Source organism: Algoriella xinjiangensis, assembly GCF_900115015.1.
Classification (GTDB): domain Bacteria; phylum Bacteroidota; class Bacteroidia; order Flavobacteriales; family Weeksellaceae; genus Empedobacter; species Empedobacter xinjiangensis.
Map to the genome: position 1 here is coordinate 1 of NZ_FOUZ01000017.1, position 13,547 is coordinate 13,547.

Genomic DNA, 13,547 nt, shown 5'->3' on the forward strand with positions numbered 1-13,547 from the left:
TATGTTTTTCAGAAATACTTTACAGGAAAATCAGATTTAAAAGCTGATTACGAGTTTCCTAAATTAGAAGAAATAGAAAAATTTGTAAAAGAAAACAATCATTTACCAGGTGTTCCTTCTGCAAAAGAAATTCAAGAAAACGGATTAAAAGTGGGAGAAATGAACAACTTACTTTTACAAAAAATTGAGGAAATTACATTATTGTTGATTGAACAACAAAAAGAAATTAAAGAGTTAAAAGAAACTATAAATAAGAAATAATAGATGAAAAAATTATTATTTTTAATATTAAGTATATTCTTTACTTTTTGTTATGCACAGAAGCAAAATGATCATTGGATTATAGGTAATAAACTTGTGAAGTTTAAATATAATTCTACATCCGATTTTGAAATTATTCTACCTTATTTATCTAAAAATTTTGATCAATCTCCTGCAATTGTAAGTGACAAAACAACTGGAGAATTACTCTTTTATACCGATGGAGAAACAATTTGGAACCATACAAAAGCTACTATGGATAATGGTTCTGAAATAAACGGAACTTCAACATTAGCCCAAGCTGCTATTATTGTCCCAAATCCATCAAATCAAAACCAATATTATATTTTTACACTTAAAGCTATAAATCTGAGTAATAATAACCTTTATTATTCTATTGTAGACATGAGTTTGAATTCAGGTGCAGGAAAAGTTATTAGTAAGAATAATTTATTATTAGAAAGTATTGATAATGAGAAATTAGCTTCAACTTACGGACATGATAAATCTTATTTCTGGATAATTGTAAGAAAAGATAAAGAGTATTATTCATACAAATTAAATTCTTTTGGTATTCAAAATCCAGTTATAAGTACAACAAATTTATCTTCTTCAAATGAATATAGTAGAAAACAAAAATTAAAGATTTCTCCAGATTCAAAGTATGTTGCAAGTACTATTAATTCTGAAAAACATTATAATATTTACTCTATACAATTATTAAATTTTAATAATTCGAGCGGAAAATTAGCTGAATATAAAACTCAATACGATTGGGATTTTATCATAGATTATACGATTAATAATAATCAAAATATTTCTTATGATTTTTCTTTTGATAGTAAATATTTTGCATATAAAACTATACATGGTTTCTTATGTACGTGTAGTAGCCCGTATGGAATATATGCTAAAGTTTTAAATTTAAAAGACCAAGTAATATCAAGTTATTTAGAAGGTATTAGTTTTGGTATAAATACAGATATACAATTAGGTGCTGACAATAATTTATATTTAGTTAATAATAATTTAAATAATGCTGCAGGTAATTATTACAAAATAGTCCCAAATGATATTTATAGTAATGCCCAAGGTGTAAAGGGAATTCTTAATAATTATCCTATAACTATTAATCTTATAAGAGGTGGATTACCTCAATTAGTACAAACTACTCAAAATGTATGTCAACAAGACTTAACAATAAATCAGCCTATTCTAAGTAGTCATAACTACACAGCAAGTAATACTATAACAGCAAGTTCTGTAATCAATGAAAATCTAACAGTAAATTACAATGCCAAGAAAGTTATTTTAAAACCAGGATTTAAAGCTTCAAAAACTAATTTTATTGCAAAAGTTAATCCTTGTATGTCTAATTTTATTCTTGATGATCAAACAAGTAAAATGTCATCTGTTTATAAAACAGAAACTAAAATTGAAAATAGAACAATAGTTTCACCAAACCCTACATCAAACCAAGTACAAATTAACAGTACTATTGGTATTAATGAATGGTTTGTTTATGATATTAACGCAAAAATTGTATTAACAGGAAATAATAAAAATGCTAATGCACTTAAAATAAACCTACAAAATTTAAATGCTGGTATTTATTATTTCAAATTTTTAGATGCTTCGGGTACATTACATGAAAAATCAATTATCAAAAAATAACCTATCTAATTTTTCTTAACCTATAAACTAAGCCAAGTAATAAATTTACTTGGCTTTTTATTTTATTACATTTATTTTTTCAGAAATTTCATCATGAAAATAATCACTAAAAACAACATGAATGAAAAGATAAAATAACGAATTGCTAAATCGCCTTGCGTTACAACCAAACCACTAACAGATACTACAAAACTAACCAATGATGTGATGATATAAACCAAACCACCCATTAATCCGCCTGCTGCGCCTGCATTTTTAGGAAAATAAAGCATACTTGTTGTAAAAAAAGAAGTGAAAAGAATTCCCGAACAAATATGTATAAAAAATGCAAAACCAATCAATACATATAAATTTGAATAAAAATTACTCAAAATAAGCAAAGCAACAATCAACACTAATTGAGTTATAATTGGAAGAATAATACGTTTATTAAATGCTAAATGCATTCTTTGCTTCGCAATCAAACCACCAATCATCCACGAAAAACCAAGAATCAATGTACAATAACCTATTGTTACAGAATCAAAAGCAAATGTATTTTCTATAATAAATGGTCCTGTAAGATTAAACAACATCACGATAGAATAACTTAAACCAAGTATAAAAATACCGAGCATAAAAACTCTATTCACAAGCATATTTTTATACGAATCTACTGTATCAGCTAAATTCAATTTCTTTTTTTGTGCTATCGTTTCTCCTCCAATTAGTAATTCAGAAAAAAACAATAATGCAGCATAAATTGCTAAAAAGTAAAAATTAGAATGCCAATTAAACAGTTTTTCTAAATATCCACCTAAAAAAGGTGCTAAAATTGGTCCTAATGACCAAGTTACCGTGAAATAACTAAGATAATGTTTTAGCTTTTCGCCTTCGTACATATCAACAAAAAATGCGCGAGTTGCGACTACTAATATCGAAATTGAAATTCCTTGTAAAACGCGTAATAAACAGATAAATAAAATACTATTGGTCTGCGTTATCAGAATATTAGATAAAACGAGTAGCACCAATGCTATTAATTTTGGACGATAACGACCAATATTGTCCAATAAACTTCCAATCAATAATTGCGAAATTCCGTAACTCAATAAATAACAAGTTAACGTTAATTGAATGTCTTTTTCGGGAACTAACATTTCTTTTGCCATTGCAGGAAAAGAGGGTAAATATATATCGGTAACAAAACCAGATAATGGAATTGAGATAAACGCCAATATCGTTGCAAGTTTTTTTTGTTTTGCTGTTGCAGTTCTTAACATGTTATACTTTTTGAAAAAGCAAAATTAAGTACTTCATCCAAATCTAGTGTTTAATAAGACAAAGCAATTCTTACAAAAAACAAAGAATTACAGTTTTAATTGTCTAAACTTTAAAGGTGAGACATTTCCATATTTTTTAAAAAAATTATTGAAATGAGACGGTTGTTCAAATCCTAATGTATAACCAACTTCGGCAATATCCCAATCAGTAAAAATTAAAAGATTCTTTGCTTCGTTGTAAATTTTATCCTTTATAAGTTGTGTTGTCGTTTTATTAGTAACAGATTTTATAGATGAATTTAAATGATTAACATGTACATTTAACTGTGTTGCATAATCCGATGCTTGTTTTAGTTGCAATGGATACGCAGGCGAGTCTAACGGAAATTGTTTATTCAATAATTCATCAAATAAACGGTATAATCTTACGTTTGCAGGATTCTCATTAATCTCTACGTCATCCACTCTCAACTCCAAAGCCATGTGCAAAATCGCTGCTAAATGACTCTTAATACTATTGGTTTTATGTGGATAATTAGACTGATTCATTTTATACATTTGTTCAAAATAAACCAATGCAGTAGCTGTTTGTTCGTCATCTAAAAACACAAATGGCTTACTCCATTCTTTAAAAAGAGAAGTACGTTTGAATAATTCAAAATTATGATCTTCATTCAGAAATTCTTGATTAAAAAGACAAAAATATCCTTCTTGCTCGCTACTTTCACATTTCCAAGAATATGGCACATTTGGTGTCGGAAAATACAATGCCGGACGATCAATATAAAGTTGATGCGTCCCATATTGAAACATACCCTTTCCTATAATAAGACTTACTTTATAATAATCTCTTCTGTTATAAGGAGTTCTGAAATTACAATATTTTCGCATCGAAATATTGAAATGAGAATATCCTTCTTCAAAATCATTTGGAGTAAAAAGGTCAGAATTTGTCAATTTTACGTTTTGATAATAATCTTCAATTGTTTCTAATTTCTCGCTCATCTCTAAATTATAAAAATCAAATATATAAATTTATGTTTATTCTTTTTCCCAAATAAAAATAAAATACTTTTACAAACAATTGTAACTTGTATAAAATTGAAAACCAGAAATAACCTCAACAATTTTATAAAATGGCAAAACTCATCAAAACTGAAATCTTAATACATGCAAAACCAGAAAAAATTTGGGAGATTTTAACCGATTTTCAAAAATATCCTACTTGGAATCCTTTTATCACTTACATTGAAGGACAAATGAATATTGGCAATAAAATTAAAGTAAAAATAGAACCGCCAGAAGCAAAAGCAATGACTTTTAAACCACATGTTACCGCTTTCGAAACCAATAAATTAATGAGTTGGCTTGGAGTTTTATTGTTTCGTGGACTTTTTGATGGTGAACATAAATTTGAACTTATTGACAATCAAGATGGAACAACAACCTTTATTCAAAGTGAAAATTTTATCGGAATATTAGTTCCATTATTCGCTAAACAACTCGATAATAGCACTAAAAATGGTTTTATAGAAATGAATAAAAAATTAAAAGAATTAGCAGAAAATAATAATTCATAAACAAAAATTCTTCGTTTCGCTCTAAAAAAATTAAAGCGAAACGAAGAATCTATTTATATATGTTTTTTTAATGTTCTTCTTTACTTGTCGGAATCAGAATATTAATTCCTGTTTGAAAAGCTGTTCCAGCAAAACGATTCTCTGCCGAAAAATTTTGTGTAATTCGTGCCATCGCTCCTATTTTTTTAGGAACAATCCAATAAGATACAAAACCGCCTACACCACCTACTTGATCAGACAATTTACTACCTTCTGTACCTTTATCATCAGAAATTTGTGTGGTAAAATGACCGAAAACACCAATCTCATCACCTCTCGAATTTAAAAGATACGAACCGCCCATATCAAACGTAAGATGTGTACCTTCTTTAAAATCTGTTTTTTTCTGCCAATGGTTTATTTCTAATGTATGCGCAGCACTTACATTAATTTTTGGCGCTGGTTTATATTTTACTGCCACACGTATGTTTTGCGACCAATATCCATGTCCGCCATTATCTAAACTATTGGGTTCATATTTTCCCGTAGGCGCCCAAACACCGTAGTTTAAAGCGTACTGAAAATTCCCAGCTTTCCACGATAACCAAACTGGTTGTATGTACATATCACCAAATCCCACATTTTTATTTGTAAAATTATACGTGCCCGCACCTGTTTGTTGTGTATAATAATCTAATGCAATACTTGCAGTTGGGCTGTTTAAAGTCGGAATTAACATCATTCCCCAATTGGCGTTTAATATTTTTCCTTTTCCGCCATAAATACCCATCAAAATAAACGAATGTGTTTTTACATTTTGCTTTATTGTTAATGAGTTAGGTTCTCCAGAAAAATTATTAATTAATTGATCCGTTTTTTTACCTTGACCGTTGTAATAATTCATATTTGCAAATCCATACCAAACTGGTATTATAAGACCTTCGTGAGGTGCAAAATAATCGTTTGGGTTAAAAGATGATCCGCTATAATGACCTTGTGAATAACCGCTTATACTGAGCAGTAATAACACGAATGAGGAAACAATTTTTTTCATACTATCTTCTATTTTTGTATTAATTATTTTGCTTTTTTATTTTATTTCTTCATTCTACTCGCCTTATAAAAATGGAGTTTTCTTTGCATTGGCACCACTCAATCGTTTATTACAACAAGAAATAATCTAAAAAAACAATGAAACTTTTTTAATCATTTAACTAATTATTTATCAATTAAATATACAATTAATATTTTTAGGATTAGATAGTGCTATCGGTTAAATTTCGAACTAAATTGAGTCTTTTCATTCAAAAATAGTTCGAGGAAATTATTATCGTATGATTGTTTAAAATCTAAATGGTATTTTTGAAATAAAATATGGTTTTTAAACACCTATTTAAAGTTGCATTAAATTGGATTTCAAAAGAAAAAACAGCTCAATCAACATCCAAATTTTATAGTAAAAGTCATACAATCTCAATACAAGGCAAAACAGATTTAAATATCTCCGCAGCCAAGGCTTTTAAAGGTGATCCTGCTTTGTATAATCCCGAAGATTTGTTGTTAAGTAGTTTAACTTCTTGTCACATGATGTCGTATTTATATTGTTGCAAACTAAATAATATTGAAGTTATTTCGTACACCGATGATGCAGAAGCTACGCTTGAAGTGAATGATGATGGTAGCGGGCGTATTGTAGAAGTTATGCTGCATCCTAAAGTTATAATTTCAAATCCTACTCAGATAGAATTAGCGATTTCGTTACATAAAAAAGCAAACGAACTTTGTTTTATTGCCAATTCGTGTAATTTTCCTGTGTTTCATTCTCCGATTTGTGAGTCGAATTAAGAAGTTTAGCTTTTACTACTGTTTCTACTTTACGGGAAACCGTAATATATCTTAAAAGAGAAGATTATATTTGTAATTCAATCAATTTTAATGAAAATAATTTCAAATTATAAAGATGTTTTAGTTCTTACTACTTCATCTATCGAAGGATATAATATTGTTGAATATAAAAAACCTATTTCTGCACATGTTGTTACTGGAACCAATATGTTTAGTGAGTTTTTAGGTAGTTTTTCTGATGCTTTTGGTGGGCGTTCTAACGAATTTCAAAATCAATTGTCAAGTATATATGAAGAAAGTATTGATAAACTGAAACAAAATGCTTTTAGGTTAGGTTGTAATTGTATTATTGCTCTAAAAGTAGATATAAATGAAATTTCGGGAAAAGGAAAATCTATGTTTATGATTACGGCAATTGGAACCGCAATTGTAATAGAAAATAATGCTACTACTAAAATAAATACAAGTAAAACGATTTCTGTAAATGAAATAAAGAATATTATTAGCAACAAAAAAGTATTATCAGATTTAGAAAATAATCAATTAAAAATAACTCCAGAAAGTTGGAACGTACTAATCAACAATCAAATAGTTGAAGCAATAGATATTTTATTGAAAAAGTATGAGTTTATATTTGATAAAAAATCTGAAGAATTATTAGAATTTGAAAATAATTTACTGAGATATTTAGAAGTAAATAATCTTCAAATTGTATCTAAAAAACTTTATCATTTTATTGCAAATAGCGAAAATTATACATTTAATAAACAGTTATATGTGATTATTGAACAAAATAATTATATAGATTTTGAAGTAATTGAAAGTTTGTTACACGTTGATAAATTAAGCTTTCATAAAACAGCTATTTTTCTATGTAAATATGATAAATGTTTTTATAATGTGGATGATATAACACATATAGAATCTTTGATAAATACAATCAATCAAAACTTAAAACAATACGTGGTATATACCACAAAAAAGAAGAATATGTTTTCTTCTGAAGAAGTTGAAATTTGGACTTGTAAATGTGGAAATACAAATAAAAAAGAAGATGAATATTGTAATGATTGCAACTCTGATAAATACGGTTTTATTAAAAACACATTCACCAAACAATCTGCACTATACAATCTTAACTTGAAACTAAATATTTTAAAAGAGAATCTTAGTTAAAATACAAAAAAGTAATTTGTGTTTCATAAATAATATTTCAAAGTATATTAATTACAAAAGTAAAATGATGCACTAAAATTACCTTACGGGAAACCGTAAAGCAGAAAAACAATATAAAATAGATGATTAAAATATTTTCAAATCACCATCTTTTATCCATTGTTTCTTTCTCATAAAAGCATAAATGATGTAAGATAAAATTGCCGGCGCAATTACTTGTAATCCGATTATTGAAAGTAAAATATACGTTGTACTATAAGCATCTTTCATTGCGTTGTAAGTTCCTATTTGTCCAACCAAACCGCACGTTCCCATTCCCGATTCTAAAGCAGAATTTTGCATTCCAAAAAATAAAATTGCAATCGGACCAATAATCGCAGAAGCCAAGGTTGGAGGAATCCAAATTTTCCAATTTTTAAAAATATTAGGCACTTGCAACATACTTGTTCCTAAACCTTGCGCCAAAACACCTTTAAAACCATTGTCTTTATAGCTGATTGTTGCAAAACCCACCATTTGCGCACAACAACCAATTGTTGCTGCACCAGCGGCTAATCCGTCCAAATCTAACATTAAACATAATGCTGCGGACGAAATTGGTAAAGTCAAAACAATACCGACAATTACAGCAATCACAATTCCCATTATAAGCGGATTTGTATCTGTTGATAGCATAATAATTTCACCAATCCATTTCATTAATTGCTGTACCGAAGGTCCAATTAATTGCGCTAAAATAACACCAACCAAAACCGTAACAATTGGCGTTATTACAATATCGATACGTGTTTCTCCTGCAACCATTTTCCCTATTTCTACGGCAATTATTGTCGCAATAAAAACGCCCAATGGTCCGCCTAATTTATAAGCTGCAAGTCCTACAACTGCCGAAGAAAATAACACCAATTGTGGCGCGCGCAAACTATATGCAATTGCCAACGCGATTGCTGGTCCTGTGGCTTGACTAGCAAAAGGCCAAACGACATCGCTTAGAAATGATACTCCAAATTCTTCGCCAATTGTCTTTAAAATTGTACCAACTAATAATGTTGCAAATAAGCCGTAAGCCATTGCGCCCATTGCATCGATAAAATATCTTTTGGCAGAAATTTGTATGTCTTTTTTTAGTAAAAATTCTTGCATGATGACGTTTTAAATTGTTAATCTAAATCAGCTTATTTTTTGTCTGTACTCCTAAACAACATATCTGTATGAGTAAAACTACCGTCAATAAAGGCCATTTCTAGTTCTAAAATTATTTTTAAAGACGTATAATCTACTTTATCGGCATCGTCTGTTGGTCGATGATAATCTGGATGACCACCGGTATGGAAAAATAATACGGGAATATTTTTCTCATAAAAAGATGTTTGGTCTGATCCGCCACGACCTTCGTAACCGGTATAATTTTTAATGTATTTAGTTAGATCAATTGCTTGATAAATAGTTTCAAAAGCAGTTGAAGTTCCGTAACCAATTATCGAAACACCGTTTTCTGGATTAAAACGTCCAATCATATCCATATTCAACATCCATTGAATATTTTTTAAATCTAACGTCGGATTTGCAACAAAATAACGCGATCCAACCAAGCCTAATTCTTCTGCACCAAAAGCGATAAACAGAAAATTAACAGGTTCTGTTACGTTATTCTGACTATAAAATCGTGCTAATTCTAACAATCCTGCAACACCCGAAGCGTTGTCATCAGCTCCATTATGAATAATTCCAACACTATTTTCTGCCAACGAACTTCCTTGTTTTCCTTCTCCTAAATGATCGTAATGCGCACCAATTACTATTGTTTTATCCGCATGATTATCTAAAAAAGCAATCACATTTTTAGCATCGCGTAAACTATCTTTTACCACAACTTTCTTAACTTTTGCTGTAAAATGTTGGTAAAAACCATTGTTTCCTAAAGGTTTTAAGTTTAGTTTTTTAAATTCTTTCGCAATATATTTCGCTGCTTTTATATTCTGTTTACTTCCAGTTCCACGACCTTTCATGTTATCGTCCGCCAAATGATAAACGTGTTTTTTAAGAAGATTTTCATCGATTTCTTGAGAAAAAACTTGAATAGATGCTAGTAAAAAGAAGGCTAAAATGTATTTCATGGAATTGTTAAATTTTATAAAATCAAAAATAAGAAATCATCAGCTATCACAGACAACAATCTGTAATAAGTTTGCATAAAAAAAGCCTCCCAAATTGGAAGGCTTTTGAATGTTGTAATCTTCTAAAAACTACATATTTCGTCTGTATTGACCACCAACTTCAAACAAAGCATCTGTAATTTGTCCTAACGAACAAACCTTTGTTGCTTCCATCAAAGCTTCAAAAATGTTTTCATTTTGTACAGCAATCTCTTGTATTTTTTCTAATTGTACTTTTTCTTCTTCAAAATCCGCTTTATGCAACGTTTCTTTAGTTTTGATTTGGAATTGTTTTTCCTCTTCTGTCGCACGAATTACTTCCGCAGGAACTACTGTTGGCGAACCTTTAGAGCTTAAGAATGTATTAACACCAATTATCGGAAATGCACCATTGTGTTTTAATGTTTCATAATACAACGATTCTTCTTGTATTTTAGATCGTTGATACATTGTTTCCATTGCACCAAGCACTCCTCCACGCTCCGTAATGCGATCAAATTCTTGTAAAACTGCATCTTCAACTAAATCAGTTAATTCTTCGATAATAAAAGAACCTTGAATTGGATTTTCGTTTTTCGCTAAACCTAATTCCTTATTGATAATTAATTGAATTGCCATTGCACGACGCACAGATTCTTCTGTAGGCGTTGTAATTGCTTCATCATACGCATTTGTATGCAATGAATTACAGTTATCGTAAATTGCGTATAACGCTTGTAGTGTTGTACGAATATCATTAAAATCAATTTCTTGCGCATGTAAAGAACGTCCAGAAGTCTGAATATGATATTTTAACATTTGAGCTCTTTCGTTAGCACCGTATTTATTTTTAAGTGCTTTTGACCAAATTTTACGTGCTACACGACCAATAACCGAATATTCTGGATCGATACCATTCGAGAAGAAAAACGATAAGTTTGGACCAAACGCGTTGATATCCATTCCACGAGATAAATAATACTCAACATACGTAAATCCGTTTGCTAATGTAAACGCCAATTGTGTAATTGGATTTGCGCCCGCTTCGGCAATATGGTAACCAGAAATAGACACAGAATAGAAATTACGAACATTTTCTTTGATAAAATATTCTTGCACATCTCCCATCAAACGCAATGCAAATTCTGTTGAGAAAATACATGTATTTTGTGCTTGATCTTCTTTTAAAATATCTGCCTGAACCGTTCCACGAACCTGAGCCAATGTATTTTTCTTGATTTCTGCATACACATCAGCAGGTAAAACTAAATCACCTGTAACACCTAAAAGCATCAATCCCAAACCATCATTGCCTTCTGGTAATTCGCCATTATATTGTGGTCTATCTACTCCTTTTGTTTTATAAATAGCTTCGATTTTAGCTTCAATTTCAGCCTCTAAACCATTTTCTTTGATGTATTTTTCACAGTTTTGATCAATTGCAGCATTCATAAAAAATCCTAACAACATTGGTGCTGGACCATTAATCGTCATCGAAACTGATGTCATTGCATGCGATAAATCAAATCCCGAATACAACTTTTTCGCATCATCTAAACAACAAATTGAAACTCCTGCATTCCCAATTTTACCATAAATATCTGGACGATGACCTGGATCATTTCCATAAAGTGTTACCGAATCAAAAGCAGTTGATAAACGTTTTGCTGGCATTCCTTTCGAAACATAATGAAAACGTCTATTTGTACGTTCTGGTCCACCTTCTCCGGCAAACATACGAGTTGGATCTTCTCCTTCGCGTTTAAACGGATAAAGTCCTGATGTAAACGGAAATTCTCCTGGAACATTTTCTTGTAAAACCCATTTCAAAATATCTCCCCAAGCTTCGTATTTTGGTAAAGCAACTTTAGGTATTTGTAAGTGTGATAACGATTCTGAGTGCGTTTGGATATTAATTTCCTTGTCGCGCACTTTAAATGTATACACTGGATTTTTGTATTTATTTACCTTTTCATCCCACGTAAAAATTACTTCCCAATTGTGTGGATCAAAGTCTTTTTTAAGTTTATCAAATTCGGCTAATAATACTTTTGATAAATCTGGATTATTAGTTCCCGTAATTTCGATACCATGTTGTGTTAATGCAGGAATTTGACCAGAAATAGTTTCGATCGTTTTAAAAATACCATATAATTTCTGTGCAACATCTTTTTGATTAATCGCTTTTACATCGTAAGCACGGTTATTTTCTGCAATTTCAGATAAATAGCGAATACGACTTGGTGGAATAACGTAGATTTTTTCTGACATTTCTTTTGTAATCTCAAAATTAGATTTCAAATCAGCACCCGTTTTTTCTACCACTTTATCAATAATCGATTTGTACAATTGATTAGTTCCTGGATCATTAAATTGCGATGCAATTGTCCCGAAAACTGGCATTGTATCTGGGTCGATATCCCATAAATTATGATTGCGTTGATATTGTTTTTTTACATCGCGCAACGCATCTAATGCACCACGTTTATCAAATTTATTAATAGCAACAATGTCAGCAAAATCTAACATATCAATCTTTTCTAATTGCGTAGCCGCACCAAATTCTGGTGTCATGATATACAAAGAAGCATCAGAATGATCTAAAATTTCTGTATCAGATTGACCAATACCCGAAGTTTCTAAAATAATCAAATCATAATTTGCCGCTTTTAAAACCTGAAGCGCTTCACCAACATATTTAGACAAAGCTAAATTTGATTGACGTGTAGCCAAAGAACGCATGTAAACGCGCGAATTGTTAATCGAATTCATACGAATACGATCTCCTAACAATGCTCCACCCGTTTTTTTCTTAGAAGGATCAACTGAAACTAACGCAATTGTTTTTTCTGGAAAATCTATCAAAAAACGACGAACTAACTCGTCTACCATTGATGATTTTCCTGCTCCACCTGTTCCTGTAATTCCTAAAACTGGTGCAGATTTATCTTCAACTTTCGTATAATCAAACTCTTGTAAAAAGTCTTCTTCTCTATTTTCTGCTAACGAAATCAAACGAGAAATCGTTGTTACATCTTTATCTTTTAAGGATTGATACACATCTTTACCAGCTGGTAAAACCAAATTACCAGTCGGGAAATCTGCTTTTTCTACCATATCATTAATCATTCCTTGTAAACCAAGTGCACGACCATCATCTGGCGAATATAAACGTGTGATACCGTAATCCATCAACTCTTTGATTTCAGTTGGAAGAATTACTCCTCCACCTCCACCAACTATGCGAATATGACCAGCTCCTTTTTCTTGAAGCAAATCATACATATATTTAAAATATTCGTTGTGTCCACCTTGATAAGAAGTCATTGCTATTGCATTTGCATCCTCTTGTATCGCCGTGTTTACAACATCTTCTACAGATTTATCGTGCCCCAAATGAATAACTTCGCAACCAGTTGCTTGTATAATTCGACGCATAATATTAATTGCCGCATCATGACCGTCAAATAAAGCCGCCGCAGTTACAATACGCACTTTATTTTTGGGCTGATAAGCTTCTTGTACAGGATGTACGAACTTCTCTTTTTTCTCTTCTTGAGCTATTTGTGACATTTATTTGTGTTTTGATTTTATCCTTATCGCTAAGGTAAGATTTTTTTGAAGTTAAAATATAA

General features: G+C 30.6%; 10 protein-coding genes and 1 pseudogene. 5 read left to right on the forward strand and 6 right to left on the reverse strand.

Going from position 1 to position 13,547, the window contains the following annotated elements; genetic code table 11:
• Positions 1-261, forward strand: a pseudogene (locus BM072_RS14105) (hypothetical protein); the annotation flags it as partial.
• Positions 262-264: 3 nt separating this feature from the next.
• Positions 265-1,935 (forward strand): 3-coathanger stack domain-containing protein, encoded by a 1,671-nt coding sequence (locus BM072_RS14110; protein ID WP_092909921.1) that lies wholly within the window; start codon positions 265-267, stop codon positions 1,933-1,935.
• A 71-nt stretch (positions 1,936-2,006) separates the two neighbouring features.
• Here the strand turns inward: BM072_RS14110 and BM072_RS14115 are convergent, their stop codons facing one another.
• Together BM072_RS14115 and BM072_RS14120 are read right to left on the reverse strand one after the other, a co-directional pair.
• On the reverse strand, positions 2,007-3,197 hold the full coding sequence (locus BM072_RS14115; RefSeq protein WP_092909926.1) for an MFS transporter: 1,191 nt from the start codon (positions 3,195-3,197) through the stop codon (positions 2,007-2,009).
• 87 nt (positions 3,198-3,284) lie between these two features.
• On the reverse strand, positions 3,285-4,202 hold the full coding sequence (locus BM072_RS14120) for a helix-turn-helix domain-containing protein (RefSeq protein WP_092909929.1): 918 nt from the start codon (positions 4,200-4,202) through the stop codon (positions 3,285-3,287).
• Positions 4,203-4,333: 131 nt separating this feature from the next.
• Here BM072_RS14120 and BM072_RS14125 point away from each other — a divergent pair, with 131 nt between their 5' ends.
• Complete coding sequence (locus tag BM072_RS14125) at positions 4,334-4,777, forward strand: SRPBCC domain-containing protein (RefSeq protein WP_092909932.1); 444 nt, start codon at positions 4,334-4,336, stop codon at positions 4,775-4,777.
• 67 nt (positions 4,778-4,844) lie between these two features.
• Here the strand turns inward: BM072_RS14125 and BM072_RS14130 are convergent, their stop codons facing one another.
• The gene (locus BM072_RS14130) at positions 4,845-5,810 is read right to left on the reverse strand and encodes a SphA family protein (RefSeq protein ID WP_092909937.1); all 966 of its coding nucleotides are present in this window, start codon (positions 5,808-5,810) and stop codon (positions 4,845-4,847) included.
• Between the two features lie 320 nt (positions 5,811-6,130).
• Here BM072_RS14130 and BM072_RS14135 point away from each other — a divergent pair, with 320 nt between their 5' ends.
• Together BM072_RS14135 and BM072_RS14140 are read left to right on the forward strand one after the other, a co-directional pair.
• A complete protein-coding gene (locus tag BM072_RS14135; protein ID WP_092909942.1) occupies positions 6,131-6,601 on the forward strand; it encodes an OsmC family protein in 471 nt (156 codons plus the stop codon).
• 90 nt (positions 6,602-6,691) lie between these two features.
• Positions 6,692-7,777, forward strand: coding sequence for a YbjQ family protein (locus BM072_RS14140; protein WP_092909946.1), 1,086 nt, complete (start codon positions 6,692-6,694; stop codon positions 7,775-7,777).
• A gap of 126 nt (positions 7,778-7,903) precedes the next feature.
• Here BM072_RS14140 and BM072_RS14145 read toward each other — a convergent pair whose 3' ends face one another.
• The 3 genes from BM072_RS14145 to BM072_RS14155 form a co-directional block, all read right to left on the reverse strand.
• Positions 7,904-8,920: a PTS sugar transporter subunit IIC gene (locus BM072_RS14145; protein ID WP_092909953.1), complete on the reverse strand. Its 1,017-nt coding sequence runs from the start codon at positions 8,918-8,920 to the stop codon at positions 7,904-7,906.
• Between the two features lie 32 nt (positions 8,921-8,952).
• A complete protein-coding gene (locus BM072_RS14150; protein WP_092909960.1) occupies positions 8,953-9,894 on the reverse strand; it encodes a M20/M25/M40 family metallo-hydrolase in 942 nt (313 codons plus the stop codon).
• A gap of 129 nt (positions 9,895-10,023) precedes the next feature.
• A complete protein-coding gene (locus BM072_RS14155) occupies positions 10,024-13,485 on the reverse strand; it encodes a methylmalonyl-CoA mutase family protein (protein ID WP_092909964.1) in 3,462 nt (1,153 codons plus the stop codon).
• Positions 13,486-13,547: the final 62 nt, after the last annotated feature.